This is a genomic window from Bradyrhizobium sp. LB13.1 (genome assembly GCF_054056815.1).
The window spans coordinates 4,744,757-4,769,507 of the sequence record NZ_JBSRYQ010000001.1 but is presented as its reverse complement, the minus strand read 5'-3'; the positions used below and the strand labels follow the sequence as shown (position 1 = coordinate 4,769,507).

Below are 24,751 nucleotides of genomic sequence, written 5' to 3'. Positions count from 1 at the left end.
GACGGCGATAAGTAGGTTTCCCGTCACATGTGTCACCAGCTTGTGGAAGAGGGGGCTTCAGATAGCTGCATTGTCGAGATGTAGGCGTAACGCCGAGAAACCCAATTTCCGCCGGCTCTCGCACGCGCATTATACAGCGGTCCAGCGGCAGCCTGGTCGACGAGCTAACGGTTATGTCAGTTACGGTCGAGGTCGATATAGATGGCGACTGATTCCCATGCGCTTCCCGCTGCGGCACCACTCATCGCGGTTCGTCATCAAGTTGTTGTTTGCGCTGCTCAACCGCGATGGTCATCCGATTTGTCCCAATCATGTGGCGTTGACGCGCGCGCGATGGTGCCGGCCGATCGCCTGCCAGATAGCCATGGTTTTCCCTTTTGGAATCCAGGATCGAGGGGGGTGGGAGGAAGAATGCGCGCGCGTTCCCCCAATTACCTCCTCGCTCTCTTTCGCGGCGCCCTCCAAAAAATTCGGCGGCCAGCTTTCGCAAACCTCGTTGAGCATTGTCTGACATGAAGCCCCGGATGATTGCTGACCGCGAGCAACTGCTGCAGGTCGTGCGCGACAGGCGCGACGAGCTCAACATTTCGCACGAGACGCTGGACGCCATCACGGGCCTGCAGGGCGGCTACGTGAGCAAACTGCTGGCGGACCCACCGATGCGAGGGTTCGGCGAGATGTCGCTCCAGGCGCTTCTGGACGCGCTTGGGATGCGTATCGCGTTCGCGGTGATCATGGAGGACCCAGAGCAGGCGGCGCGCGTGCGCGGCCGCTGGCGGCCTCGGAAGCGGCGGCCAACGAATGGGAAGGCAGCCGCACCGGGCCCACCTCCGGAAACAACATTGTGGTGCGTTGCTAGCGATCCGCAGATCACGCTGGATGCTGACAGCACGAACCGGACAGAGGCTAACGATGGCAAACAGCACGAAGATTGTCGGCACCCGGATCAAGCGTGATCTGGAGGAGCGCATGAAGGAATTGGCGGCGCGCGAGCGGCGCACGGTTTCGGACTGGATCCGCTGCCGGCTCGAGGACGCGGTCGCCGCGGCTTCACAGCCGATCCAGCATCGCAACGAAGCCGCGTGAGGATTTTGACCATGTTCCGCAGGAAGTCCGGCGAATACGCCGCAGAGCAATCGCTGCCGCAACCCGAAGCATCGGCGCGGCGCGCGCCGGCCGTCCAGGAGAAACTTGATTGCGCGTTGGGGGCGCTGGCCGAGCTCGATGAGCAGGTCGCGGAATACGCGCTTGAAGCTGCCGAGCGGAAGCCCGGGGCGGCGGACAAGCTGGCGGGGCACCGCGCCAAGATTGAAGCCGCCAACACCGCCGCAAGCGAGCTGCGCGGCGCGCTACGGTTGGCCCGGAAGCTGGACCGCCAGGCCGACGCGTCCGCTGCCATTCAGATGCGCGATGACCAGCTATCGGCATTCCGAAGCCACGTTGGGAGCCGCGAAGGGGCCATGAAGCGAGCTCTTGAGCACGCCGCCGAAATGGCAAAGGCCTTCGCGGAATTCACCGTGGAGACCGAGGCCATGATCGGAGTTCTTCCGAGCGGCACCTCCTTCCCGACGATGACGATCGGCGAGAACGGGCTCAGCGGCAATTTGCTTGGCTCATGCGAGAAGTTGCTCTTGGCTGAGATGTATCGGCTTGGCGAGGCCCGCAATGGCCGCCGCGCGCCACTGGCATTCGCAAAGCCGCAGGTCATCTCGCTGCGCGACGTTCCTGAGGAAATTCCACCCGGCATCGAAGTTCTGAAACGGGCTCATCAGGCGATGCTGCAGGACATTGAACAGCAAGTCCTTCGGCTCGATGCCGCCCAGATGAGTGCAGCCACGCAGGGAGAAGCGGCATGAGCGACGATCCACATCTCGCGACGCCTGCGGCCGCCCACTCTCGCCTTGGTGAATTGACCGCAACCCAGGAATGGCGAGACCGCTTTTTGGCGGGGGACGTCGCCGCCAAGGGCGAATTTCAAAACCTCACGACCAAGATCGCGGGGAACGATCCGGCCGACACCGGCATGATTGACGCCGCGATGGCAGGAGCCGTCCCCGGCCGCGATCTTCCCATCACGGAAGGCCGGCAGATGGCCAGCATAGCCGATTGGATGCGCGGGCTGGGCATCTCAGATCCCGTCATTCGTGAGCACCTGGAGGGCAAAGGCGTCAGCCCAGCGGAGATGAAATTGGTCGAGGCTTGGAAACAGAGGCAGACGTCCGACAAAGGTTTTGTCGCAAAGTTCCTCGCAAACGACGCGGAAGCCAAACGACTTATGGCCACGGCCGATGCAGTGATCGCTCGTGGTCTCAAGACAGATCTCACCCCGGAGGTAACCAAGTGAAATATCGATGCTGTTTTTTGAACCGGGACACCGACGAGCAGAAAATCGTCGTCGCGTCTCTTTCCGCCACGGAAGTGAAGTCGATCGAGGACATGCGCGCCGCCGCAGATAGCGCTGCAGACATTCACGCGGAGGCCTACGCGCTTCGGCATGCATATGCCGATGTCCCGGACAATTTCGTGCACTACAAGCCGCCGCAACTGGTTCAATAGGAGCACAGCATGTCCGACCATTTCATCGCACTGAACCGAGGCGTTACCGGTTTCAAACAAAATGACTTCACCACCGGCACGGCATCAAGTGCCGCATCCGGTATCGAGCTACGCATTCTTGACGGCGCAGGGTGGAACAAAAAGGACGCGCTGAACGCGCTGAATGCATTTCGTTTGTTCATCGAGACAGCGCCGTGGGTCGCGGCGGCGGGCGTTGACGTGAAATTGTGAGCTCCGGGGGACGGGTAATCCTCTTCATCCAGGCTTGGTGGTTCGCCTGGGGAGACTGAACCACCACAAATTTGCGTACCGCGTAGACGCCCCGCGAAGGGGCGAGACGCAAGGATTAAGCGGCCCCCCGACGAGGATACGGCCGAAACGGAGGTGGTGTCGTTAGCGGCATCACTGAAATTTTCGGTTCGTCAACATGACCGCTTTTCGTCTGAAGCTCGCGCTTCTTGCGTTCGTCCTGCTGCCGGCTCTTGCCGCGGCGCAGACGTTCCCCACCGTGCCATCCGGTACCGTCATCGGACGAACTCAGTTCGGCACTGGCCCAGCCCAGCCGATCCCTTTCGCAAGCATCACGGCCAACCTCTGCAACGCTTTCACAACCACGACAAAGGGGTGCGTCCCCGCGCCAACCACAGCAACCGGGCGCTATCTCGGTGATGACGCCGCCTGGCACACCTTCCTGACGCAGCAGGTCGTGGCTGGTGCAGGCGTCTCTTTAACTGGAACGTGCTCGGGCAACTCGATCAACTGCACCGTCAGCGCCACTGCAGCCACGCAATACGTGGTGCCGTCGCGGGCCGCCGCCATTGGCTCGGATCTCTCAGCGCTGTCCGTCATCAAGACGCTCGGTTACACCACGGCTGGGGATGGCGGGGGAGCCACATTCAAAAACATCGGCACCGCCGCGTTCATCGATTCCTTCGTCTCTGCCGTTTCAATCAGCACCCCCGGAGCCGGCTGCACCAACGGGACGTACCACGGCAACAAGGTCACCGGCGGCAGCGGCTTCGGCCTGGTCGGGACTGCGGTGATCAGCGGAAACGTCCTCACCTCTTTCACCATCACTGGCACGGGTGGCAACGCCTACGTGGCCGGCGACCAGCTTACCGTTCCATTGAACGATGGGCCCGTTGCGGCCGTACCATGCTCGACAACCCAGCCCAAGATCACGGTCACAAGCCTGACCACGCCGCTGGCCAGTTTCACCGACAGTTCAGGCACCCATTTCCAGTACGTCGTCGACGAGGGCAACTACATCAACGCGCGCCAGTTCGGCGCCAAGGTCAATTGGGTTGTGGCCACCGGCGACGCGGGCGCCACCAACGACAAGACCTCGATCCAAAGCGCGATGAACTTCGCCGCCTACGGCAACTATCAAATCGACGGCGGCGGCTTCTCTGGCCACACCGTCATTGTCCCTCGAGGCACCGCCTTCGTTTGTGGTGGCCTGATGGTCCCGGAGAGTGTTGTTCTTAGAGGAGTGAGCCAAGTCGGCACCACCCTTAAAGAGTGCGACGTTGAAGCGAGTAGCATCAATTTCATCACTCTTGGTGATCCGACCGCACGTTTCTCATGTTTCTATAATAGCATTCGCCACATAACGCTGTTTGGTGCGAACCATACAATCAGCGGCACAGTGGCAATGGTTTATACCAACTGTCAGCAACAGTCGATTGCGGTTCTTGAAGTCACGATGTACCCGATCTATCGGGGCTGTGTGTACACAGAGACCGGCTCGGGCGGGACCGCTTTTTTCCGCATCACCAGCATGTATTGCGTTGCAAATTATCAAGTCACGCCATTCGGCGTATCATTGAATTATCCAAATGCGATCCAGACGATCGACGGCGATACACAATTTACGTCGGGATCGTCGACCTGGCCAGGACCCGCAGTCATCGTCAACACTGGCGCAGTGAACGTCATCCGTGAGACCTACTGTGAAGAGGTCGTTACCTGCATCCAAGTCAATGTCCCCGCCGCCAACGGGGCCATGACCTACATCGAAAACGTCGCCGGCAGCGGCTCGGTGACCAACCTGGTGACGCGAAACGCTGGGAGCGCCACAAATCAGATCAAGGCCTCGATGTTGTCTCGGAATGGAGCCACCAACACGATCAACAATGCGGGCGCATTGACGACGACCAACATCGTCGCCGACACGGTGTTTTGAGGAAGATGACAATCGAAGTAGCGATGGCAGATCGGCGCGTATTCAATCCGTGAGGGGAATTTAGTGAAGATCACAGCAGCTATGTTTGCGCTACTCGCTTTGACCGGCTCGGCGCCCGCCGAGGAGACCGTGATCTATCCGCAGCTTCCGCGTGACCGGCAGTGCGCCGCGATCGTCGACCATGGCGGCGGAAATGTCACCGTGCTCATTCGCTGCAAGGGATACATCGATTGGGTGATCTATAGCGGAGCGGATCGAGAGTGAAAAACGGCTCGCTGTCTGATTAGCAAACAGTGCGGGCCTGGTGATCGGCGGTTGGGCGGAACCCTAGCTCAATGGCGCCGCGCGTCAGCGGCCGGAGCCGATGCGGCGGATCACCCTATTCGTCATCCTCGATGACCGAGGGCTCTTCCCGGAGTGCTTTGGCAAACATAAGGCTGTCGATTTTGAGCTTGATGAGGTTCACGCAACCGATAGCTCGGCCACGAAACACCTCTTCATTGCCGAGTCCCTCACTCCAATTCGAAAGCTTGCGGCATTCACGATCAATATGCTGACTTTCGAAGAACACGTAGCGGCTCGTGTGCGCGAATTTGTTGCGAATTCCCTTGATGATCCGAAGGTCGTCGCGGACGTCTCGATTTATTAGTTCAAACATGTAGGCAATTTCGATTTTGGCTGAGAAGCCATGAAGTGGTCCCATGGCACCAAAGATCTCCTTCGCTGTCTTGTTTTCCAGTGGGCGGCCCGCCGAAAGCAATAGCTTCTCGAGCTCGTCTTCAATGAGCCCTGCCGTCACAAGGACACTTCCGGCCTGACTTTGGCGGTGCAAGATGCGAAGCAAATCGTCTTGCGTTAAGGGAGCAACAGGAAGCTTTGTCATGGGTTCACCGCCTTGTGTTAAGCCCAATGCTACCATCCCAGGAGAGCACTAGGCCGTCAGTACACGAGGCTCCGGGCGATCGCCACGACCAGCAGCATTAGCATGGCGATCAGGGGCGGCGTAGGGCGAGGGCAAGGGCATTAGTTTGGAGATGCCGGCTTCCACCCGTAAGAATGATGCGGAATTTGCCCCGTTATATCAGTATCCTTCGCGTCAGAGACGCGCCAAGCGGCCACTCCGATGCATACGGTCATGGTTAGAGCCGTCGCTAGCAGCAGCACCGACAAAAACTGACTCACGCGCCCCCCCAACAAAACATGGTGGGGCAGCGAGCACGCTCTGGCGATTCGGAAAATGCAGGCCGGCTGACCTAGCGTCACTTGTCCCTAAGGTTGTAAAACGGTGGATTAGCACCTTCAACCTTGGACCGGCCGGGACTCGGGCCTCACGTGCGCAAGCGCTCATCAGGAGCGGTAAAAACTCAATCGTCAGCTGTGTCAATGCCACTGGAGACATCGAAGCCTTGCGCAGCGAGATCCAGGGACGCGGGCGCAACCTTCTTACGGCTCGCCTTCGCTAGCAAATCGGCTCTCATTTCGGAAGGCAGCGGGGCTTCACTCCCGAGATAGACGTACTGCGCGTTGGCAATCCACGTCGAACCTAATGCGCCATCTGGCTGGCAGGAGTACCAATAGTGAATTCTGAACCAGGAAACGCTTTCGCACCAAAGGTAGCCTTTAGCGGTGGTGGAGAACAGGTCTCCCATGGCTATAAAGCCGGCGCGGTCATCCTGCGGCATCAACAAGACGTCCTCATTGACGGCGAATGTCACTTTGAGGGCGGTGCGAAACGACGTCAGTGCCAACAGGTCAACTAAATCTTGCGGGACCATTTCGCCCGCGTCAACCAATCGGCAGCCAAAGCTTTTAACGCAGTACTTGAAGAGGTCGCGCTGCTTCTCTTCCCATTCCTGTCCGTAAATCTCTTCAAAATTCAGATGCCGCCTTTGCAAAATCACCCGTTCGTTAGACATTACCCAGTCTATGAGACGATCGTAAGCTCTATCGAACGGTTGCGACCGCCCTGTATTACAGTCATGGCACAGGATCTGATTATATTTGAGCCGAAGTGAGTTCGGTCCTTGCACTTGATTGATCGCACCATCTCGAACGTGAACAGGCGCGGACGGCCCTTGATAAGAGCCTCGCCCATAGGCACGGGTCACATCCGACCTCTTTATCCTATGTTCTGCGCTATCGGCGGGCGCGTCGCAGATCCAGCAATTCGTGTTCTTTATCATTTTCGCGCCGGACGAGAATACTGGGGAGGGCTCATCGCTTCGCCTTCAGCCCGATCTCGACTAGCCGGCGGATGGCCTCGGAGCGGCTTAGCTCGCGTGCTTCCCCCCAAGCATCAACCTCCTGAGTTACATCGGCAGGAAGTCGGACAGCGCTGACCGGATCGACCCCGCCAGCCTTCTTCGGTCGACCGCGTGAGTTTTTGTTTACCGAAATTGACTTCTTCATCTTTTCAGTTTACTAAAAATACGAGCCGAGGGGAAGCGCGAACTTCCGCCCCGGCCCTAACCTCGATCACGGAAGGGTATTCAAGATGACCGAAGCTGACAGCGTGCATAGCACGCCACGGGCAAGCTCGCCCATAGAACGGCCAGCGGAGTCCGCTGGTGAGCTTTACCGTCGCACCGACATTTCCCCCGACCAGTTCTTCCACGCGCTCAAGCGACTCCGCAGGGCGGCCGCGAGCCAGGTTGGGGGGCAGCAATGAGCAACGTCCTCACGTTCCCGGGCAAGCTGCCGGCATCGAACGTCCGAATGCTCAATGTGACGGCTGAGGCCTATACGCCGTGCAGCAGCGGCCGTCAGCGCGCCAGCCGCAATCGCAATCCGCTGCGGCACCCCTGCCATAGCGTATCCATCGCTGTGACCGTTGCTGGAAAAATTCACAGGGGCGAAGCACTCCGGGCCGATCCCTACCTGGACGAGGGCGCCTTACTCTGGAAAGGCGTAGAGGCAGCTCGCCTTCTTCTCGCCGAGCTATTCGAGCTTGCCGTGACGCAAGGCGGGAGGGCGCAGCAATGAGCAACGTTGTCGAACTGGTCCCCGACCGATCAGGGATCAATATCGAAGAACTTCACGCCCAAGCCTTCCGAGAGCTGGAACCCAGCCTTCGGGATTGCGTCAGGATGACGGGCATAGCAGCGGAGTTGATGCTGAATGCGGCGCTCGAGAACGATCATTTGAGGTTCGCTGTCTTTCATTCTGCCGAGATGCTGACGCGGCTCGAAAAGGAGTACGACGCCCGTTGGAATAGCGAGCTGCGAGGGCCATCATGACGCGCCGGCGCCGAATGCACAGGAGCGCGACCGGCAGCCGCTGGTCGGCCCGCCTGGACGATTGAAGCGCTGACATCGCCAAGAGCCACCTGAACAGGTGAAAAGAGGCCGCCGACAGAGGCGGCCTCGGAATCACCAGGCCAAGTTAGGAGTGCCATACGGCCGCAGAGCGCGCGACGCAAACAGGGCGAATACCGCTTCTTCTACAACCTTTAGCATGATACATATCACTGGTTGCGAAATATCTGGAATCAATTCCTATGGGAGATTTCAAGATGAGTGACCAATTTTCTGCTACTCCATCAAAAAACTCTTCAGAAGGCGCTGGATCCACGGCGCCGGATTCATTAGTCGTCAAACAAGAGCACAAGCTGAGCGACAACCCGGGATTACTAGACGGAAACTGCCGTTTTATTAACCGGTACAACGGTCGCTGCACAGTCTCGGTATGGTACTCGACCGGTGGTGTAAGCAACGCGACGTTGCAATATCAAAACGACTATTGGGACCTTAGCGTTAGAGACGGCGATTGCTTTTGCTGGGATCGCAACGGTCCATGTAACGCGGATTGTTCCTTGCGTTGTGCTCCGGGCGGGACTTATTACGTCGGCTAGTTTGGATGGGGTGCCCGGGCTTGCAACCACTTAGTAGCGTTCGTAATATCTCGGTTCATACCTATCTCGGCGATGTCGGTAATTGTCGTGGCCATAGGGGGCGTAACGAGGTGCCGACCTCGCGTACGCGCCGGGGGCGTGATAGCTGTTCGGATAGCAGCGACCGTTCGAATAGTTGAAGTCGTAGCCATCCGGACACGAGCCGCCTCTTCCCGGGAATTGAACTTGTTGAACTTGAGCTTCCTGGGCAGGCGCGGCCGGCATTGCTCCAAGGGCAGCCAGCGACAGAATCACAGCTTGAATAAGCACCGTTTCTCTCCCTCTTGGTCGATGTAACGAAGGGCAAGGAAGCGAGTTCCCGCGACGATGCTTATAGGACGCTAACGCACAACGGCCATTGAACGGAGCATTCACCTGCTGTTCACGCGACACGGGCGGGCCTCATTGATCCCTCTTCAGCTTGCGCCGGCCCCAATGCGGCTCTTTCCCCTTCGGATTCATTTGGGGGACGTGGTGCCGGTTCAAAGCCCGCATGATGCCGATCCGCGCGAACATCGTTGGGCCGCCGCCTTCCGCGACCAGGATCAGCGCCTCCATCGCTGCTTGCCATTCCGGCGCGCTGTGCTCTTTCTTTGGCAGAGCGCTGATGTATTCGCCGGCATCGAGCAGCGCCATCAGCTTGCGCCCATCGGGCAGCGGTATGGGTTCGTCAAACGAGCGGGACCATTTCACTTCAAGCGCAGCCTGCCGGAAGGCGAGCGATTACAACCCCTGATTCCTGGTGGTTGTGGTCCCAACATGACATGATGATCCATATTTGCGTTTCGGAGGGAAAGCCCGATGCGCCTTGCATTGCCTTATCTTGGAATTTGTCTCTGCGCATCGCTTGCGGCGTGGTTGTCCTTCACGCTGATTTATTGAGCGAGCAGATCATCGCCATGCGTCAGCAGCCGCACATAGGTGCCGCTTTCGTGCAGATCGAGCCAGCCGCGCTCAACTGCATACCTAATGCCGGCGCCAAACTCCGCCCCGCTTCCCTTGAGCGTGTAGATGAAGGGGTAATTGATCTTCTCGATATGGATTCTGCCCTCCTGTACCGCCTCGATGCTGGCGGCGAGATCGAGCAGCTTGCGGGCTGCGGCTTGTGGATCGGCAAAAGGGCGTTCGGTGACGTGCTTCATCGGTGGAATCAAAACCTCAAGCCCATGCTTGGCCTGACTTGCCCGCGACTGTCATGCCAGTTCGGGACGATATGCACAGATCCTGCGGCACCGCATGCTGAGCAGACCAGGCGCAAGCCGACCCGCGACCACGGCTGATCCTGCGGGAGTGCGTCGAGCCGAACGTCGACCCTGCGATCGCAGTGGCCGTTCAGGCACTGGATGCTGCAGGTCACATGGCCATCGGCCAGCCATTCAGCAGGAGAGCGGGGCGGATAATGGCCGGCCCATTTTGTGTATCGACGGCGAGCACGCATGCCGCCATCAAAGCGGCACCGACGCGACCTCGCAACTTATCAATCCCTGGGGCCTCGGAGCGCCGGCTAGCTACTGCGCGTCGTGGGTGTGGAAAAACCGCCGGTTCACGCTGGCAGGACTTTTGCCCTAATTTCCGGGCTTGCCGATCACATACTGATCGTCAGCCACGTCAAATGCGTCCCAGACAAATCTATCGCGATAGCTCGCGAGAGGCCACTTGTGCAGCAGGAAGTCAGCAATCTTTGGCTGAAGCAGCTTCCTTACTCGAAATTCGCGGTAGAGATCCCAACCTAGCTTGATTCTGACTTCTGGCTTCTCCGGCAATCCGTCGATTTCGGCATCAAGTTTGCTTTTCACAGCATCAAAACCGGCATTGTCCATCGATCTCTCCTATGTCTCCGGAGCAAGCAAGCCTTAGATGAGATTCCATTGGCGCTCAATCCGCGCGATTTCGTCCATGATCGCACTTCGCGGGAACGGCGGTCCGCCTACATTGACCCGAACCACCGTGTCCTCCAGTTTGGCCCGCAGATCTGGCCGGAGGTGAGGTCGTAGGCTGGCATAGCTCTCGTGATCCATGAAAGCATACTTACTCTCCGGACCTCCGCCGCGCGTTTCGTGCTTAGTGATAAGTAGGGGAACGAGGTTCTTTCGCCACTCTGCAACTAGGTCGCGGCGGGCTTGCAGCTTCTGCCGGCGCTTTTCGATACCCCACTGCCCGTAGATGGTAACTATGCCGCCTGCGCCCCCTAGCAAGGGAGGAACGACATAGCGAGTAAAGATGTCGAGCCAGGTAGTCTCAGCCAATCAGAGCCCCCTCCCGCTAAATCGCTGACGCGCGAGACTCAACATGAGCGGTGCCCTTGTGGCCAGAGTCAAATTATCAATTCCGTGGGCCGGGGAACGCGCGCGAGCTACTGCGCATCGTGGGTGGCTAGTCGGCAAGGGATTCGAGTGGTGTGGCCGCTCTCATAAATTGCCGGCCCCAGATCGTCAGATGGAACTGAATGTGCATCCGGAGGCCAGTTTGCCGGCCGCTCGTATAAAGGGGTTCGGCTGGCTTTCCGACTTGAGGCTCCTCGCCGGTCAAGCCGAGCTGTACCAAATGAGCCAGAATGGCCCTGGCATTCTCAGGGAAAGCAAGCCCCGGTGGGACCTCGAGAGATTCGATCACGGCGGGCGCGAAAAGATTGTTCACGGGATCAAGCGCCTGAGTAAACGTCTGCCGGATCGGTTTTATGGCGATCGCCTTGAGCAGTTTCGCTTCGTCGGGAGACAAAGATCTGATGATAGTCGCAAAGGCAGGATGTGCGTCCTTGACCCGCCGGTCGTCCATTGAAGCGCTCAGAAGCTCCGAGAACATCGCGTCAATTTCGGTACCCTCGGGTTCGTAGCGGATCGCCTCGATGGTGGGTCCGAGGATTTGCGGCGCCGGTGACACCCGGTTTCCTTCTGGTACCTTTCGAATGGAATTATCGATGAAGTGTCTCAGTCTGTCCTGCAGCGCACCCGCGAGCTGAATGGGTGCCAGCGCGAGTTGGACAGTTTTGACGATGTCTTGAAAGATTTCCCCTGCCTGACGAGCCGGCGGGCTGAGTACGTCCTTTACGGGCAGTTGTTTCGCGATCTCCGTCGCCACAGCTACCGTTAGATCTGTCTCCGTAGTCATCCATTCCTCTCCTGGCGCAAATTCACCCGGCACCGTGGCGGGGACGTGACGCGATCATCCCCGATTCGGCGGCCCCTTGTTATGGGACATTTACAGGCTAGACAGCCTTGACGAGTGCACGGCCGCCGGAGTCTGATCGGCCGCATGGGGCGACATCAGCACGACATCGACGAGCTCGCGCGCATGGAGCGCATCTGCCTGGAGCTGGCGGCCGGCGCGGACATGCCGGAGGAGCGGGCAGGGCTCGAGTTCATGGCCAACTGCTACCGAGCCGAGGCCAGTTGCCTCCAAAGCTGCTTCCCACCTGCTTCCCGGTCCAAATTCTTGGGAAGCAATAGCGCCATAAAGCGCTGTATTTCCTATATAAAATCTTTGCTTGACCGATCTCCGGTTATCACATGGCAGTCGTTGCCGGTGTCGTGTTTTTCGCGGTGCGCGCGCTGCTGGCTCTGATCCCGGGACTGGCGGCCGGCTTCGCCATCAAGAAATGGTCGGCGGCCGCGGCACTGGTCGCCGCTGCGTTCTACCTGCTGCTGTCGGGCGCGGAGGTCGCAACGCAAAGATCGTTCTTCATGACTGCAGTGGTGCTGATCGCGGTGATGGTCGATCGCCGCGCCATCACCTTCCGCACGCTGGCGGTGGCCGCCCTGATCGTGCTGGCAGTCGCGCCGGAGGCGCTGGTGCATCCGAGTTTTCAGAGCTTCTATGCTGATGGTCTGGGTAGGGGCCGCGCGGCCTGAATACTCAACGATTTCAACAAGCTGGTAGACTCATGTTGACGTCGCGCCCAGAACAAAAACCGCTCAAAACGGGGCAAAAACCCCGGATTGGCCGCGTAGAGTCCCGGAAAAAGTCCCGGAATAGGGGCGGGCGTTCTACATGCGTTCGGGAAGGCCCCGGGTTCGGGTCGCCTGCCCCAACAACCGTACGGGCTTAATTTTCTTTGGCCAGCGCCCTGCACACTTTGCGCCCCCGACCGCCATATATCTTGCTTCTCCCAGTGATTTTGGAGCGGTCCGTTTAGCGGCGGGCCGCGAGAGTCGTACTGCTAATTTGAACCCCCTCAATGGATGAACGTCATGGGCAATCGAGCAAAACGACGGGCGTGGGTGCATCGAGTCATGTCCGACCCGCGCCTGACAGAAAGCCACAGGCGGCTCGCCCTGACCGTCGCAGAGATGGACCGCCGCGGATTCACGTTCTGCGAGTTAGACGGCGAACTCTTTTTCGAACCGAAAGAGCACTACGCGGCGAGCCTCAACTAGCCATTCCGCCGGCTCGCCTCTCAACCTCCAGGAACCACATTTTTGAAAATCATTGAATTCAGACCCTCCCGCAGTAGCGGGAAACAACTTGGCACGTTTGACGCCGAGATAGCCCCCGGCGTGCGGGCTCTCGATCTTAGTCTGATCCGCAAGCCTGACGGCTCCTATCGGGTATTCGGCACGAACGTCCGCCTCGATATCGGCGTTGCGAACGATCTCGCCAGAGCAGCGGTAGCGGTGGGGGGCAGTAGCCGTGGCGGACAATAAGATCCACAAGACGGGCGGCTTGCTGGATCAATACAACCTGCTTGGCGCCATCATCGACTCGCCTTGGGCAACGCGCCTCGACCATAAGGTGGCGCGCCACGTCATCGACCGTTATTACCCGAAGCATGGCAACGGACGCGCCAGCCTCCGCTATCTTGAGCGGGCCACGGGCTCCAGCCGTTCCAATATCACAACATCCCTGCGTCGCTTGGCCGAGAACGGTGCAATCATCATCACCCGCCAAGGGCAGGGAACCCGGCCGACCGAATATGCCCTCAATTTTGATTTGTCTGCCAGTGTACCTGTGGACGTGACCTCTACCGATGAAGTTCCTAGCGGTACTGTGGATGTGACCTCTAGTGGTCACGCGGACAATACCACTAGCAACTCTAGTGTACCTGTGGACGTGACCGAATCCTATCTACTGAATCCGGCCTACAAGGCCGAGATACAGATAGATAGAGTTGACCCCGCCGCGCCTACGGCGCCGCCGCTTGCGGATGGCCTCGCGGCCACCGCCGCGGGCGGGACGGCGGTGGAAGAGCGCGCGCCCGCCAAGCCGACGTTTGAGCTTTGCTACCGCACCTATGCTTTCCTCAAGGGCAAGAAGGAAGCCAAGGCGGCATGGGGTGCGCTCCCGGCCGAGGTAGACCGCGCTGCCGTGATTGAGGCCGCCAAGGCGTGGCAGGCGTCATGGGCGGCACAAGGCAAGCCGGATGCGCCGCGATACGCATTGGCGCGGTGGTTGAAAGATGAGCGCTATGACGAGGACGCGCCGAAGGGCTTTACCAAGGTGGAGAAGGCCAGCAAGGCCAAATCCAAATCGGCCGGCAAGGGCGATCTCGGTATCGGTGCAAACATCAAGCACTTCACGATCACGGCGCATGAAACCGATGGCGACGTCTTTGCCGATTGGTATGAGACATTCTCCTTCCGGGCCGATGACGGGCAGGAGTTCAGCAAGCGCTTGCACGTTGTCTGTGCCGCCGCTGAATTCGCGGAAGGCGCCGACGGTGAACTTAAGCATAGCCTGTATCTAGCTGCATGGGGCAAGGGCAATCCAGAGGGCGATTACATCGTCGGTCGGGTTGTCGGTGTGAGCGACGATAAGGGGTTGGCCTTCCTCAGCGTCGGCCAGCCTGCCGCCGAGCCCGAGCCTTGGATCGGCGATGTTGGCAAGTTCTCGCCCTTCGGCACATTCCCCGCAACCATCAAGGATAGCGCCTTCGAGTGGAATGAGCACGGCCAGTTCGTCACGTTGATGTTGGATATATCCGACAACTCAGGCGGGATGAAAATCAACAGGCAGGTAGAACACGCCTTCGACATGGAGACGGCGAGGGGGCAAGCGTTCCTCGCTTCTATCTGCCGGGCTGTCGGTATCGCATCTATAGAAGACACCGACGTCCTGCACGGCAAGGCGCTTGAATGCACCATCACCAATAGCGGCGCTATCAGCTATGCGGCGCTACTGCAGGAGGCAGCATAACCAGGCCCCGGGGGTATCCGCACTCTCTCCCACTATCCAACAGGGGACCAGCGCCCCCGCCTCCCTTCCGCGCGTGCAAAACGGAAGGGTAAACATGCTTACGGGGAGGGCGACTCGACTCTCTATGAATTTTGCCGGTCGACGCCGGCAGTCTCACGCTAAAACCCGCAGGTTTCCAAGAAGTGTGACCGGCAAAAATATCTCGAAATCTGCGGCATCGCGTGTGCGAGTGCCCAACCGGTAGTTAGGAGCAATCGGCGCAGAGCCTCGACCTACCCCTGGGGTGGTCCTCATTCCTTTGAGCCCGGCACCAGCCAAACCAGTCGTCCACTCACGCGTAACTTTTTTGATTATTTTTGATTTATCGGCCCAGCGCCGAAAGCCAGAGGGCCGCGCAGCCGGTCAACAGCACGTCAACGGAGGGCTCAATGCCCGCACTTAGTTTCCACGAGGCACTTTCTACTTGGCAGCAGCCGCGGCCCGCCAACGACAACGGTCCTATCAGCGCCGATAGCTTCACCAGTCTGGCCGCTCGCCGCGCCTATATCCAGCGCCCACAGCGGGCGCCAGAGCCGGTATTAAATCTCCCGCAACTGGAGCGCCTCAGCCGGATGGCGCCCGACGTGGTGCCCCTGTGGCGGTATTGGCGGGACCTTCAAGCATCTCACTCGCCTGACCTCTATGCCGAGCCGGAAATCGTCGTTGATGAAGGCGATGAGCCGCGAACGCAGGCTTCGCTGAGGGAGGCGAGCAGGATTTAGAGATTCGCCCATCCGTCGACGAATTGCTGCGCGCCATCGAAGGGGCAAGGTGTGTTGCTGTGAGCTGCACAGTGCAGAACGGCCAGCGCAGCGACATTCGGCGGGAGGAGCGGCCATGCACCACCAGCCGGATCGGCGATCTCGTATTCCGCAAGGACCGCCTGGTGCGCTACGGATTCACCAAGCGCGGCGTTGCGCTTGAGCCGATCGAGAGGTTGGGCGCTGCGAAGGGAAGCCGGAAACCACCGCCCGCTCGAGACTCCCACTTCCTGGTTAGCGGCAATGCGGCCATGGCTCGCAAGGTGGACTTCCTCGCAGGCATGCCCCCCTGGACCGGCCGGGTTGGAGCGCCGCTTGAGTGCTTCGCTACCGCGCATCAGGACCGCAAAGCAGGGCATACAACCCTGCGGCAGGCGCTGGGTGCACATGCTGAGATTTTGGATATGGCGAGCGGCGACGCAGCCGCGCGCGAGATCGGCGAGACATCCGGCATGTCACCCGAAACGTAGATCGACAGTATTTGGTTGCGAGTCCCTGCGATCTTCTGGCGGAAGAGGAAGCCACTTATCACAATGGCGCATTGTGATGATCTTTGACCTTCATGCAGGACATACTCCCTATTAGCGAGAGTCTTCACTGTGTGCTGCATGTTCTTCAGCTTGCTGCGGTCTTGCTCGGAGAGGCCGACTACAGCCTCAAGCCGCGCGATCAATCGTTGGCTCGGCATGTAGCCTCCTGTTAGATTGTCGCGATGCAAGGACGGTGCAGCCGGAGAGGGGGCACGCGGCCCCTGGCGATGCCTGAACTGCCCCCGCTCTAGAGCGGCTTGGCAAAGCTGGAGCCACTCTGGCACTTGAGGGGTGATCGTGTTGCTCTACCTCAATGCTCCAACAGCGTTGGTGGCGAGCCTCAGCCCATGTTGCATTGCTTTTGGGCGGGCAGCTTGTAACCAGCTTCGCCAGCAGGGTCTCTGCCTTCCGATGGTTCTATTGTCCTCTCAACTTCGTCTGGCAATGCCTTGAGATGGTCGGCCAACCGCGAGAACAACTCGCGCTTTTTGGCTCTGTCGCGAGAGTCGCGGATCAGAGCGCATTCAGCAGCGTCAGTGCGTAGCTTCTCCGCTTGGGCCCGCATGTCCTTCATTGGTTGCCGCATTGTTGGGAGGTTGAGGAGCCGAGCAAGGATGGCGGGGCTATCTATTTCATCCGATGGGACAGCCGCACTGGCTTGATCAGCATCGTCGCCGCTGACACATCATAGTCCATCGGGGATACGTTGGCCCCGACATACAGGCAACGCCTCGACTGCCTCATGCGATGACGCATCCACTGCCTCATTCATGAAGGTTGTGCGTCCTGTGGGTGGCAGGCTTGGGCTACGTTCGAGCACCGCTCGGCGCGGCAAACCTCTACGCAAACGCAACGCAACGACACAGGCCGCCGAGGGAAACCTTGGCGGCTTTTGCGTGGGGGCCATATTGGACTAATCTGCCAAGCAGAGCTTATCGGAGGGCGCCAACGTGAATTCCACTCTTAAGGTCCAGAACTCAGAAACAGCCCTGATCCAACAAAGCAAAGTCGAGATCAAAAAGCGGTCAGAGGCGAAGGCCAAGCGGATGATGCTCAAGCGACCGAAGAGGCTGGACAAACGCTCCGGCTAGTCGATCAGCTCATCACTATCATCGGTGTCTTTGAAGAGCGTCCTCAGCAGCCGCCATAGCTCGCGGTGTCCTGGGGTTTGGCCGCCTTGCTTGAGATAATCCGCGATATCCATCGTGGTGGTTTGCATCTCGATCGTGCCGTCGATACATGCGTCCAAATGGGTGACCTCGCGCTCGACATACAAACTCTTGGGGTCCGTATCGAAGACCAGCGCGCAGCGATCGGCGTGGGTGGACCTCTGGTCCTCTAACTTGACGGTACAACTCGCGTCTTAGGACAGCCATGTTCTGCTCCCTCAATCGTACCAATCCCTTGCGCTCATAGCCGGTCGAGGCCGCCGCCTCCTCACCTGGGGCCTCGAAGAGCACGAGCAAAAAAGTCGTGGGCTATCGCGTCTAAGGCTGCCGAGATTTGTTCGCCGGACTCGCGTGTGGCGACACCTTCTTTTTCGAATCTTTCTGCTTCGCGAATGTAATCCATGGATAGTTCACGCAAGCGCTGGACTTTAGCATCGTCGGGCAAGAGTGCGATTTGCGCCAACAGGTATTGTGCACGCGCACGTGCGCGTTCGTTACGAGAGCCATCCATGACGGCCTCCGAGGGACTTGCATTTTTTGTCTGATCAATTCCCTCTGCCCGAGCCGTAATATTCGGCACTGTGAGGGAGGACACTTTTCAAGCCCAACGTGCGCCGCTTTGTCTAGTTCCGGACATTGCGCCGGTTTCTCAAAAGGAACACAAAGGCTTGCCTCCGTTCACCCCACCCGTCAAGTCTCGCCGGGTCGTGGCCGTCTACTTTAGCGCAGGGGCGTCTGCAGCGTAGGGCGGCGCTGCGATCCGGCTTGCCGCTTACGTACGGATCCGGAATTTTGCCGCGGCCGATCGAAGCTCATGATCTCGCGTATAAATCGCAACATCCTCTTCAGGTGTCCTCGCACCGGCATGAACGTCCAGCATAGGCTTCTGGGTTCGGTGGATGGCGGATTGAACGCGGGGAACTCGCACGACCCCGTGACCTGGCTGGCCTGCGGTTCGGTCCTGTGTCGCCGCGATTGGGCAATGTCCGCTAGCCCTGGCAGCAACCCAAATTCGCGCCGCAATGAAACGACGCTGAGGCATTTCCTCGTCCGCCCAATAAAAAGCCTTGCACCGCGTGCGCAAAGGGGCAGAGAAACTCATCGCGGCCAGTGAAGGTGACCTGTCACGCGACGAAGCACGGCACCAGACGCTGTTCTCCTAGCTGACGAAAGAGCCAAGAACGCGGGCCCGGACGACTGGCCGAACGCCTGATCTGGGCCGCTCTGATCCAGCATGTAATACGAGGTTCGGCACGGCTCCGTCTCCATGACGCATTGGTGCGCCCCGCCTGTTTTATATCGCCTATTTTGCCACTGGCGCGTCATGAACGGAGGTCTGATTTTTCGCCCGGATGGACATGACTTGCGGCCCGCACAACTTGATCTAGCGCAATGAGCTGAGGCGACTTGGGACTAAACTTTCTGAGCCTCTCAATCGGTCACCTTTGTGGGTCGCAGCGTGCGGAGTTGTTCCCAATGGGACGAAAGGTCCGGGCTTCAAAAGAGCAGAAGCGCATTAAACCAGACCGACTTGTGCTGGCTCTCGAGCTTCAGAAGCTGAAACGAAGGCGCGCATCGATCGCCAACATCGAGAATCTATGGGATGAAGTGCAGGCCCTCCGAGAGCAAGTTAGGAAGGCCGAAACCAGAGGCCTGCGATGACCCGCTACGTCGCAGCCCGATCAATACGTAAGTCATCGATGCGTTTTCCGGACCTTAGCAGACTTGCTACCCAGAGAGGCTGCTTGCCGCGACCGGCCCAAGTCTCCGATCCATTTAACGGGTTTCGATACTTTGGAAGGACTTTGGGATAGTGCCGTCGGGCGCGAACGGTGTGCGGCGGCACCGACCCACCGGCGGCACCGAGCTTAGCCAGCCGCTCTTCTAGCTCCTTTTGTTTCGCCGCTAGTTTTCCTGGGAGAATGGCCCGGGTGTGGCGGTAGAAATCCCAAAGCTCATTGGTGGACATTCCTTCGAGCATACCCTTGAATTGTTTCACATCGTGCTCCGTTAAGAAGCCCCTCTGAGAATTCCGTTCCAGAATTGGAACCTTTTTAGGACTTCTTCGAGCCTGATCCTCGACAACAAAGTGACATTCGGAGCCTCTCGGCCACCACGGCGCGGGCACAAACTTGATTTAGCGCAAAAGAGCTGAGGCGAGTTGGGGCTAACTTTCTGTGCCTCTCAATCGGTCTCCTTTGTGGATCGCAGCAATGATCATTGAGCGCTTAAGCCAAGAGCACCGCAATATTGAGAAACTGCTCACCGTCCTGGAGCGGGAGCTTCAGATTTTCGACCGTGGCGACCGCCCTGACTATGAGGTTATTGGTGCGGTTATTAGCTACTTCGAACTTTACCCGGAGGTTTATCATCATCCTCAAGAAGACCTTGTCTTCGCTAAGTTGAAAATTCGCAATCCCGGTGCGGCTGCGAAAGTCGGTGATCTCGCGCGCGAACACCAAAAAGGCGCCGAACGTTTGCGCCGCGTCGCTCGTGCGGTTGACAGTGTACTCGCGGATCGCGAACTCCTTCGGCAAGATGTGCATGCCATTGTTCGTGATTTCATTGAGCACGAGCGGTGCCACATCATGATGGAAGATCGCGATTTCTTTCCTGCCGCTCTAAAAGCTCTCGAGCCTCAAGATTGGACGGAGATCGCTTCGGCTATGACTAATCCTGAGGATCCTCTGTTCAGCGAGGCGGCCGAAGAGACGTTCGACGCGCTGCGCGAGCGTATCTTGCAGTTGGAGCAAGAAGCCGAAGCCGAACGACATTAGTCGAGCTCATCACATGGCGTTGATCGGGCTCAACATCCGAAAGGGGTCAAAAGCGCCGTTTTGGCTAATTGCCTGGCCACTTCGGTCTGCCCGATAATCGGACGCAGCTGGTGTTGGAAGCCACCTCGCACAAGGGCCAAATGACGACACGTAGCGAAATCTGTTTGAGGCAAGTCAATTTGCTCTTCGGCTCGTGCGACTAGCCTGTGACAGGAATTGGAGGGTGGAGCATGCTTCCGTTCACTCGCGAGCAATTTCTGTCCGTATTCGTGAACTACAATACTGCTATCTGGCCGTCACAGGTGGGAGCCTATCTGCTTGGTTGCGTGGCAATTGTTCTCTTGCTCTCGAAAGCGTCGCTCGCAGATCGCTTTACAGCGAGCGTCTTGTCGATCATGTGGCTCTGGACCGGGATCGCCTATCACGGGGTTTTCTTCTCGACCATCAATAAGGCGGCGTACTTGTTCGGGATGTTGTTCGTTGCCCAAGGCGCTTACCTGCTATATTCGGGTGTGTATCATGGCCGGCTCCGTTTTGGCCTTAGGTCCGGACCGACGGCTTGGGTCGGCGTGGCGCTCGTGTTCTACGCGGCAATTCTCTATCCAATGATCGGCATCTCGACGGGACACGTTTACCCCGAGATGCCTGTCTTTGGTGTGACGCCGTGCCCGGTGACGATTTTTACTTTTGGAATGTTTCTGTTGACCACACGCCCGATATCTCGCTGGCTTCTGGTCATTCCATTCACCTGGTCCCTGATCGGCGGCAGCGCCGCCGTTCTACTGCAGGTGCCTCAAGATTCGCTACTCCTGGTCAGCGGCTTCATCGCTGTCGCGCTCATCATCGTGCGAGACCGAGCCGTCCAATGTCTGGCAGCGAACGTCAGTGCCTGACCTTACCTCCTGCGCTGAAGTGCAGTCGTTAACACCGCCCGAATGTCCGAATTGGGTCAAGATGCGAAGAACGCAAGGTGAGCAAATCTAGTTCGCAGTGCTCGGTGAGCGGACCTAGTGGAGGGCTGGGGCCAATTCTCCGATGGCCACTAGCAGACTCAAGCGCCGCAGCGAACCGAGGCGGTCTGTGAAAGTCGAAAGGCGCCCGAGGTTGCAGCGTCTTAGAGGCAGGATAGCTTCACAATCTATGTTGCGGTGCTTCTATAAATGCATTGCGAAGAGCTGGCGCGCTGACCCTTATATTCATTCTGGCAGACGAGGCGACCCGGCATTAACATGAGGGCCGTTCAGTCGAATTGGATGTCGCCAATGAATGAAGTGAGCGCGACATTTGCGTCGGGGAACGTGTCTGAGGACTTCGCTCTGTTCAGAACGCTCAGTCCGGAACAGCGGATGACGGCTCTGAACGCAATGGTTCGCCTCGATCTGGTGCGAGGAGAAAGGCTCGTTGCCCAAGGCGGCCTCTCGGACTCATTGTTTTTGGTGCTGCACGGTGCGCTAGCTGTGTGCCGAAATGGCGAGCTCGAACCTCTAGCCGAGCTCCGTGCCGGCGAATTGGTGGGCGAGATCGGCTTCTTTGCAAATGTCCCGCGCACTGCCAATGTAATTGCCATCCGCGACACCAGTGTGCTCGTGTTGACACGTGAAGCCTACCAGAAGCTTGCCAGGGACGCCCCTGCCATTGTTGAAGCAGTACTTGCGGCGCTCGCGCTCCGTTTTGGCAAGGAGACGGCGCGCCTCGCGCCGCTTCGCTCGTCGCCAAGGGCCAGAACGGTGGCCCTAATCGCAGGTGGACGCGAGCTGTTGCCTGGCGCCTTTGATCGTCGAATGCGCGATTCGCTCGCCGCCACTGATGCGGAGATCGTCGATGTGGCCCGCGTCAATTCCAAGTTTCCCGGGCAAGCCCCGGATGCGCCCGATGTCGCTGAATGGCTCAACAGACTAGAACACGCCGCGCCGCTGGTAGTTTACCTCGGAGATCACGATGCCAATGCCTGGACACGCAAGGCCATCCGCCAGGCCGACATGGTTGTGTTCGGGTGCCGTGGCGATGCGCCGGTGGGACCCTTAACAGATGTCGAGACTTTTGCCTGCGAGGTTCACCCAAGGTCGGCGCGACGCCTCGTTCGCGTACATGATCGACGGAGCAGTCACGTCAGTGGAACCGCGGCCTGGCTTGCTCGGCTGCCCTCCTTCATGCATCACCATGTCGCGCTGGGGGATCAAGTTGATTTCGACAGTCTAGTCCGATTCCTGTCGGGTCGCGCGATTGGCTACGTCGCCGGCGGCGGCGGAAGCCTTGGATCGGCGCATGTGGGGGTCTACAAGGCCTTCCGCGAGCTTGGCGTGATATTCGATATCTTTATCGGCACCAGTGTCGGCTCTGCCATGGCGGCCGGATTCGCAAAGAACCTCGAAGCAGAGGATCTTGAGCGCGGCACGCACGATATTTTCGTTAGGAGTCGCAGCTTCCGGCGGCCGACCTGGCCACGTTACGCCTTGCTGGATCATAAGGCGTTCGATCGGGCGCTCGCCCGCCAATTCGGCCACGACTGCCGGATCGAGGATTGCTGGCGACCTTTCGCGGCAGTCGCGACCAATCTTTCGACCCATAATCTGGAATTGATCCGCTCAGGATCGCTATGGCAGGCGGTGCGTGCCTCAAGCGCAATTCCCGGATTATTGCCGCCGTTCTACACGCCAGAAGGTGCGATGCTCGTCGATGGATGCTTGATCGACAATGTGCCGCTGGCACCGATGCATCAACTAAAGAGTGGCCCCAATCTGGTTGTGCATTTCGGCGAGCCGGCGGCTGAGCTGTTTGATGTCGCGTATGATGAGTTGCCCGGACGGCTTGAGCTGGTCGCGGCAATGCTGATGCCGTTTCGTAAGAAGCTGCTTCCCGCCGCGCCGAGTGCCGTCAACGTGCTGTGGCGAAGCCTCGTGGCGCATCAGCGCTACGATACGTTGCCGACGAGACCACTCGATCTGGTAATGCGCCCGCCCTGTCCGCTAGGGATCGATGTGACGGACTTCGACCGCCATACGGAGATTTTTCAGGCGTCTTACCTTTGGGCCCGACAAGCTATCGTGGCGCTGGAAGCAGAGGGCAACCCGGCAATGGCCGCCATCCTCGCTGCCGGAAAGCCAGCAACAATGCGAGGTTCCGTCGTCGAGCTCGCCAGTAATGCTCTATCCAGCTGAGCTGCGGGTGCGTATCGCCGTCCGTCTCGCCGATTGGCCGCGCGTCGGGACCGGCCTAAGATATTGATCAGCGCCAATGTCCGGTCAGTGTCAAAAGCGTGAGCCTAGCGCTCCACTGCAAACGTCCGGTCCAGCTCTCTGAGCCGAAATGGCAAAGGCTGCTTGGGCCACTTCCGGACTCATTCACGTCTTCGCACCTGCTTTGCAAGGTCAGAAGGCTTGCCCTATGGGCCGAATTTTAAAAACCAGGAGTTGCATTTAGGGCACGGATTCTCAAGGCCCTGATTGTCTATCGTTAGAGGTGGAATTCTAAATCATGCGTTGCTGCCGGAACAAACTCATAAATGGTCGCTGGTGCATTTATCGTTTCAGATAAATCAGAAGCGATCGAGATGGAGAAATGCCATGAAGAAATTTCTGGTGTGTATGGCTGGTCTAATAGCATTAGGCGTGGCTGCTCCCGCGTCGGCCGCTGACTTGGCTGCACGTCCCTACACCAAGGCGCCGCCCCCGATGATGGCTGCGATCTACGACTGGAGCGGCTTCTACATCGGTGCCAATGGCGGTTGGGGATCAAGCCACAAGTGCTGGGATATTACGAACTTCCCCGGAGCAACTGTCGTGCCTACCTTCCGTGAAGGTTGTCACGATGCGACCGGCGGAGTGGTAGGTGGTCAGATTGGTTACCGTTGGCAGAGCGCCGGTTGGGTGTTCGGTCTCGAAGCGCAGGGCGACTGGGCTGATTTGAAGGGATCTAATGTTAGCGGTTTCATTCCCGCCTGGACCAACAATTCCAAGATTGAAGCGTTCGGCCTGTTCACAGGCCAAGTCGGCTATGCCTGGAACAACGTCCTTTGGTATGTGAAGGGTGGAGCTGCCGTGACCGACGACAAATACCGAGGTACGGTGACTGCCACAGGCACGCTGTTTGATTCGGCGAGTGAAACACGCTGGGGTGGTGTCGTCGGAACGGGCCTCGAATTCGGATTCGCACCGAATTGGTCGGTTGCGGTCGAGTACGATCACCTGTTCATGGGTAATCATAGTCACAGCTTCACGTCCACAGGTGTTTTGGGTGCTGCTGTCATCCCGGTCGGCGGCGTATTCCGCACTGACGCTATTCGCCAAGATGTGGACCTCGTCACCGCTCGCATCAACTACCGCTTCAACTGGGGTGGTCAAGTCCTCGGTAAATATTGATCTTCCCGAAACCCGATAACTCAAGCCCCGGCATCGCCGGGGCTTTTTATATTTGCCTTGGCGGAATTATAGATCGTGCGGATGTCGCAGTTGGGTCATTCGCGTCGGTCCGCCCTGAGTCGAAAGCTTCCGGTGTCTCTCCGACACGGACATGTCATTGCGATGCGGCAACTTGCTAGGGCCCAACTGCAGACTCGTCCAGCGCAGAAGATCGTTATTCAATCACCTCGTTGGCGCCGCCGAGCAGCGTCGCAGGGATATCGATGCCGAGCGCCTTGACCTTCGAGAACATCGGAATGCTACCGGTCTTCAACCCGGAGGTCTGCAATGGGTGGTCATTAGCGGACATCGCTGAGCG

Annotated in this window: 30 protein-coding genes and 1 pseudogene; 19 read left to right on the top strand and 12 right to left on the bottom strand. The window is 58.6% G+C overall.

The window, feature by feature from the left end:
* Positions 1 to 217: 217 nt before the first annotated feature.
* The 8 genes from ACVWYI_RS22750 to ACVWYI_RS22715 all read left to right on the top strand — a co-directional run bounded on the left by ACVWYI_RS22750 (position 218) and on the right by ACVWYI_RS22715 (position 5,005).
* Positions 218 to 511: a hypothetical protein gene (locus ACVWYI_RS22750; RefSeq protein WP_456663265.1), complete on the top strand. Its 294-nt coding sequence runs from the start codon at positions 218 to 220 to the stop codon at positions 509 to 511.
* A 1-nt stretch (position 512) separates the two neighbouring features.
* Entirely contained in the window at positions 513 to 956 is a 444-nt protein-coding gene (locus ACVWYI_RS22745; RefSeq protein ID WP_456663264.1) for a hypothetical protein, read from the top strand.
* 141 nt (positions 957 to 1,097) lie between these two features.
* Positions 1,098 to 1,856, top strand: a complete 759-nt coding sequence (locus ACVWYI_RS22740) for a hypothetical protein (RefSeq protein ID WP_456663263.1) — start codon at positions 1,098 to 1,100, stop codon at positions 1,854 to 1,856.
* Complete coding sequence (locus ACVWYI_RS22735; protein WP_456663262.1) at positions 1,853 to 2,344, top strand: hypothetical protein; 492 nt, start codon at positions 1,853 to 1,855, stop codon at positions 2,342 to 2,344. Before ACVWYI_RS22740 ends, ACVWYI_RS22735 begins: the two co-directional genes overlap by 4 nt.
* A gap of 17 nt (positions 2,345 to 2,361) precedes the next feature.
* Positions 2,362 to 2,556: a hypothetical protein gene (locus tag ACVWYI_RS22730; RefSeq protein ID WP_456663261.1), complete on the top strand. Its 195-nt coding sequence runs from the start codon at positions 2,362 to 2,364 to the stop codon at positions 2,554 to 2,556.
* A 9-nt stretch (positions 2,557 to 2,565) separates the two neighbouring features.
* Complete coding sequence (locus ACVWYI_RS22725; RefSeq protein ID WP_456663260.1) at positions 2,566 to 2,787, top strand: hypothetical protein; 222 nt, start codon at positions 2,566 to 2,568, stop codon at positions 2,785 to 2,787.
* 196 nt (positions 2,788 to 2,983) lie between these two features.
* Entirely contained in the window at positions 2,984 to 4,741 is a 1,758-nt protein-coding gene (locus tag ACVWYI_RS22720; protein ID WP_456663259.1) for a hypothetical protein, read from the top strand.
* Between the two features lie 63 nt (positions 4,742 to 4,804).
* Positions 4,805 to 5,005 carry a hypothetical protein gene (locus ACVWYI_RS22715; protein ID WP_456663258.1) on the top strand — a complete coding sequence of 67 codons (201 nt, stop codon included), beginning with the start codon at positions 4,805 to 4,807 and terminating at the stop codon, positions 5,003 to 5,005.
* A gap of 115 nt (positions 5,006 to 5,120) precedes the next feature.
* Here ACVWYI_RS22715 and ACVWYI_RS22710 read toward each other — a convergent pair whose 3' ends face one another.
* The 3 genes from ACVWYI_RS22710 to ACVWYI_RS22700 all read right to left on the bottom strand — a co-directional run bounded on the left by ACVWYI_RS22710 (position 5,121) and on the right by ACVWYI_RS22700 (position 7,150).
* Positions 5,121 to 5,624: a hypothetical protein gene (locus ACVWYI_RS22710; RefSeq protein ID WP_456663257.1), complete on the bottom strand. Its 504-nt coding sequence runs from the start codon at positions 5,622 to 5,624 to the stop codon at positions 5,121 to 5,123.
* 481 nt (positions 5,625 to 6,105) lie between these two features.
* Positions 6,106 to 6,657, bottom strand: coding sequence for a hypothetical protein (locus tag ACVWYI_RS22705; RefSeq protein WP_456663256.1), 552 nt, complete (start codon positions 6,655 to 6,657; stop codon positions 6,106 to 6,108).
* 298 nt (positions 6,658 to 6,955) lie between these two features.
* Positions 6,956 to 7,150: a ribbon-helix-helix protein, CopG family gene (locus ACVWYI_RS22700; RefSeq protein WP_456663255.1), complete on the bottom strand. Its 195-nt coding sequence runs from the start codon at positions 7,148 to 7,150 to the stop codon at positions 6,956 to 6,958.
* A 255-nt stretch (positions 7,151 to 7,405) separates the two neighbouring features.
* Between ACVWYI_RS22700 and ACVWYI_RS22695 the strand changes: the two genes are divergently transcribed.
* Positions 7,406 to 7,723: a hypothetical protein gene (locus ACVWYI_RS22695; protein WP_456663254.1), complete on the top strand. Its 318-nt coding sequence runs from the start codon at positions 7,406 to 7,408 to the stop codon at positions 7,721 to 7,723.
* Positions 7,720 to 7,977, top strand: a complete 258-nt coding sequence (locus ACVWYI_RS22690) for a hypothetical protein (protein WP_456663253.1) — start codon at positions 7,720 to 7,722, stop codon at positions 7,975 to 7,977. The genes ACVWYI_RS22695 and ACVWYI_RS22690 overlap by 4 nt, the downstream gene beginning before the upstream one ends.
* 1,055 nt (positions 7,978 to 9,032) lie before the next feature.
* Here ACVWYI_RS22690 and ACVWYI_RS22685 read toward each other — a convergent pair.
* The 5 genes from ACVWYI_RS22685 to ACVWYI_RS22665 form a co-directional block, all read right to left on the bottom strand.
* The gene (locus ACVWYI_RS22685; protein ID WP_456663252.1) at positions 9,033 to 9,266 is read right to left on the bottom strand and encodes a hypothetical protein; all 234 of its coding nucleotides are present in this window, start codon (positions 9,264 to 9,266) and stop codon (positions 9,033 to 9,035) included.
* 239 nt (positions 9,267 to 9,505) lie between these two features.
* A complete protein-coding gene (locus ACVWYI_RS22680) occupies positions 9,506 to 9,772 on the bottom strand; it encodes a hypothetical protein (RefSeq protein ID WP_456663251.1) in 267 nt (88 codons plus the stop codon).
* Positions 9,773 to 10,195: 423 nt separating this feature from the next.
* Positions 10,196 to 10,450, bottom strand: a complete 255-nt coding sequence (locus ACVWYI_RS22675) for a hypothetical protein (RefSeq protein WP_456663250.1) — start codon at positions 10,448 to 10,450, stop codon at positions 10,196 to 10,198.
* A gap of 33 nt (positions 10,451 to 10,483) precedes the next feature.
* Positions 10,484 to 10,876 (bottom strand): hypothetical protein, encoded by a 393-nt coding sequence (locus ACVWYI_RS22670; protein WP_456663249.1) that lies wholly within the window; start codon positions 10,874 to 10,876, stop codon positions 10,484 to 10,486.
* A gap of 127 nt (positions 10,877 to 11,003) precedes the next feature.
* Complete coding sequence (locus tag ACVWYI_RS22665; protein ID WP_456663248.1) at positions 11,004 to 11,738, bottom strand: DUF4393 domain-containing protein; 735 nt, start codon at positions 11,736 to 11,738, stop codon at positions 11,004 to 11,006.
* A 383-nt stretch (positions 11,739 to 12,121) separates the two neighbouring features.
* Between ACVWYI_RS22665 and ACVWYI_RS22660 the strand changes: the two are divergent.
* The 5 genes and pseudogenes from ACVWYI_RS22660 to ACVWYI_RS22640 all read left to right on the top strand — a co-directional run.
* Positions 12,122 to 12,460, top strand: a pseudogene (locus ACVWYI_RS22660) (ComEC/Rec2 family competence protein); the annotation flags it as partial.
* Between the two features lie 357 nt (positions 12,461 to 12,817).
* Entirely contained in the window at positions 12,818 to 13,003 is a 186-nt protein-coding gene (locus ACVWYI_RS22655; RefSeq protein ID WP_456663247.1) for a hypothetical protein, read from the top strand.
* A gap of 253 nt (positions 13,004 to 13,256) precedes the next feature.
* Positions 13,257 to 14,759 (top strand): hypothetical protein, encoded by a 1,503-nt coding sequence (locus ACVWYI_RS22650; RefSeq protein ID WP_456663246.1) that lies wholly within the window; start codon positions 13,257 to 13,259, stop codon positions 14,757 to 14,759.
* 428 nt (positions 14,760 to 15,187) lie between these two features.
* Positions 15,188 to 15,520 carry a hypothetical protein gene (locus ACVWYI_RS22645; protein ID WP_456663245.1) on the top strand — a complete coding sequence of 111 codons (333 nt, stop codon included), beginning with the start codon at positions 15,188 to 15,190 and terminating at the stop codon, positions 15,518 to 15,520.
* A gap of 23 nt (positions 15,521 to 15,543) precedes the next feature.
* Positions 15,544 to 16,029: a hypothetical protein gene (locus tag ACVWYI_RS22640; RefSeq protein ID WP_456663244.1), complete on the top strand. Its 486-nt coding sequence runs from the start codon at positions 15,544 to 15,546 to the stop codon at positions 16,027 to 16,029.
* Positions 16,030 to 17,176: 1,147 nt separating this feature from the next.
* Here the strand turns inward: ACVWYI_RS22640 and ACVWYI_RS22635 are convergent.
* From ACVWYI_RS22635 to ACVWYI_RS22625, 3 genes are all read right to left on the bottom strand, one after another.
* A complete protein-coding gene (locus ACVWYI_RS22635) occupies positions 17,177 to 17,365 on the bottom strand; it encodes a hypothetical protein (protein WP_456663243.1) in 189 nt (62 codons plus the stop codon).
* Between the two features lie 161 nt (positions 17,366 to 17,526).
* Positions 17,527 to 17,769: a hypothetical protein gene (locus tag ACVWYI_RS22630; RefSeq protein WP_456663242.1), complete on the bottom strand. Its 243-nt coding sequence runs from the start codon at positions 17,767 to 17,769 to the stop codon at positions 17,527 to 17,529.
* A gap of 1,155 nt (positions 17,770 to 18,924) precedes the next feature.
* A complete protein-coding gene (locus ACVWYI_RS22625; protein ID WP_456663241.1) occupies positions 18,925 to 19,257 on the bottom strand; it encodes an H-NS histone family protein in 333 nt (110 codons plus the stop codon).
* A gap of 214 nt (positions 19,258 to 19,471) precedes the next feature.
* Between ACVWYI_RS22625 and ACVWYI_RS22620 the strand changes: the two genes are divergently transcribed.
* The 4 genes from ACVWYI_RS22620 to ACVWYI_RS22605 all read left to right on the top strand — a co-directional run bounded on the left by ACVWYI_RS22620 (position 19,472) and on the right by ACVWYI_RS22605 (position 24,393).
* Positions 19,472 to 20,035, top strand: coding sequence for a hemerythrin domain-containing protein (locus tag ACVWYI_RS22620; protein WP_456663240.1), 564 nt, complete (start codon positions 19,472 to 19,474; stop codon positions 20,033 to 20,035).
* Between the two features lie 230 nt (positions 20,036 to 20,265).
* The gene (locus ACVWYI_RS22615; RefSeq protein WP_354053419.1) at positions 20,266 to 20,928 is read left to right on the top strand and encodes a DUF6064 family protein; all 663 of its coding nucleotides are present in this window, start codon (positions 20,266 to 20,268) and stop codon (positions 20,926 to 20,928) included.
* Positions 20,929 to 21,297: 369 nt separating this feature from the next.
* Positions 21,298 to 23,193: a patatin-like phospholipase family protein gene (locus tag ACVWYI_RS22610; protein WP_456663239.1), complete on the top strand. Its 1,896-nt coding sequence runs from the start codon at positions 21,298 to 21,300 to the stop codon at positions 23,191 to 23,193.
* Positions 23,194 to 23,598: 405 nt separating this feature from the next.
* Positions 23,599 to 24,393, top strand: coding sequence for an outer membrane protein (locus tag ACVWYI_RS22605; RefSeq protein WP_247348721.1), 795 nt, complete (start codon positions 23,599 to 23,601; stop codon positions 24,391 to 24,393).
* A 214-nt stretch (positions 24,394 to 24,607) separates the two neighbouring features.
* Here the strand turns inward: ACVWYI_RS22605 and ACVWYI_RS22600 are convergent, their stop codons facing one another.
* A complete protein-coding gene (locus ACVWYI_RS22600; protein WP_354053185.1) occupies positions 24,608 to 24,742 on the bottom strand; it encodes a hypothetical protein in 135 nt (44 codons plus the stop codon).
* Positions 24,743 to 24,751: the final 9 nt, after the last annotated feature.

What these genes read in the sequence shown, in the direction of transcription:
- ACVWYI_RS22655 (WP_456663247.1), top strand. Translation starts at nt 12,818, where the DNA reads ATGGGCAATCGAGCAAAACGACGGGCGTGGGTGCATCGAGTCATGTCC.
- ACVWYI_RS22700 (WP_456663255.1), bottom strand. Translation starts at nt 7,150, where the DNA reads ATGAAGAAGTCAATTTCGGTAAACAAAAACTCACGCGGTCGACCGAAG.
- ACVWYI_RS22600 (WP_354053185.1), bottom strand. Translation starts at nt 24,742, where the DNA reads ATGTCCGCTAATGACCACCCATTGCAGACCTCCGGGTTGAAGACCGGT.
- ACVWYI_RS22720 (WP_456663259.1), top strand. Translation starts at nt 2,984, where the DNA reads ATGACCGCTTTTCGTCTGAAGCTCGCGCTTCTTGCGTTCGTCCTGCTG.
- ACVWYI_RS22695 (WP_456663254.1), top strand. Translation starts at nt 7,406, where the DNA reads ATGAGCAACGTCCTCACGTTCCCGGGCAAGCTGCCGGCATCGAACGTC.
- ACVWYI_RS22665 (WP_456663248.1), bottom strand. Translation starts at nt 11,738, where the DNA reads ATGACTACGGAGACAGATCTAACGGTAGCTGTGGCGACGGAGATCGCG.
- ACVWYI_RS22705 (WP_456663256.1), bottom strand. Translation starts at nt 6,657, where the DNA reads ATGTCTAACGAACGGGTGATTTTGCAAAGGCGGCATCTGAATTTTGAA.
- ACVWYI_RS22630 (WP_456663242.1), bottom strand. Translation starts at nt 17,769, where the DNA reads ATGGATGGCTCTCGTAACGAACGCGCACGTGCGCGTGCACAATACCTG.
- ACVWYI_RS22615 (WP_354053419.1), top strand. Translation starts at nt 20,266, where the DNA reads ATGCTTCCGTTCACTCGCGAGCAATTTCTGTCCGTATTCGTGAACTAC.
- ACVWYI_RS22685 (WP_456663252.1), bottom strand. Translation starts at nt 9,266, where the DNA reads ATGGCGCTGCTCGATGCCGGCGAATACATCAGCGCTCTGCCAAAGAAA.
- ACVWYI_RS22750 (WP_456663265.1), top strand. Translation starts at nt 218, where the DNA reads ATGCGCTTCCCGCTGCGGCACCACTCATCGCGGTTCGTCATCAAGTTG.
- ACVWYI_RS22725 (WP_456663260.1), top strand. Translation starts at nt 2,566, where the DNA reads ATGTCCGACCATTTCATCGCACTGAACCGAGGCGTTACCGGTTTCAAA.
- ACVWYI_RS22645 (WP_456663245.1), top strand. Translation starts at nt 15,188, where the DNA reads ATGCCCGCACTTAGTTTCCACGAGGCACTTTCTACTTGGCAGCAGCCG.
- ACVWYI_RS22740 (WP_456663263.1), top strand. Translation starts at nt 1,098, where the DNA reads ATGTTCCGCAGGAAGTCCGGCGAATACGCCGCAGAGCAATCGCTGCCG.
- ACVWYI_RS22620 (WP_456663240.1), top strand. Translation starts at nt 19,472, where the DNA reads ATGATCATTGAGCGCTTAAGCCAAGAGCACCGCAATATTGAGAAACTG.
- ACVWYI_RS22610 (WP_456663239.1), top strand. Translation starts at nt 21,298, where the DNA reads ATGAATGAAGTGAGCGCGACATTTGCGTCGGGGAACGTGTCTGAGGAC.
- ACVWYI_RS22675 (WP_456663250.1), bottom strand. Translation starts at nt 10,450, where the DNA reads ATGGACAATGCCGGTTTTGATGCTGTGAAAAGCAAACTTGATGCCGAA.
- ACVWYI_RS22680 (WP_456663251.1), bottom strand. Translation starts at nt 9,772, where the DNA reads ATGAAGCACGTCACCGAACGCCCTTTTGCCGATCCACAAGCCGCAGCC.
- ACVWYI_RS22745 (WP_456663264.1), top strand. Translation starts at nt 513, where the DNA reads ATGAAGCCCCGGATGATTGCTGACCGCGAGCAACTGCTGCAGGTCGTG.
- ACVWYI_RS22690 (WP_456663253.1), top strand. Translation starts at nt 7,720, where the DNA reads ATGAGCAACGTTGTCGAACTGGTCCCCGACCGATCAGGGATCAATATC.
- ACVWYI_RS22710 (WP_456663257.1), bottom strand. Translation starts at nt 5,624, where the DNA reads ATGACAAAGCTTCCTGTTGCTCCCTTAACGCAAGACGATTTGCTTCGC.
- ACVWYI_RS22735 (WP_456663262.1), top strand. Translation starts at nt 1,853, where the DNA reads ATGAGCGACGATCCACATCTCGCGACGCCTGCGGCCGCCCACTCTCGC.
- ACVWYI_RS22605 (WP_247348721.1), top strand. Translation starts at nt 23,599, where the DNA reads ATGAAGAAATTTCTGGTGTGTATGGCTGGTCTAATAGCATTAGGCGTG.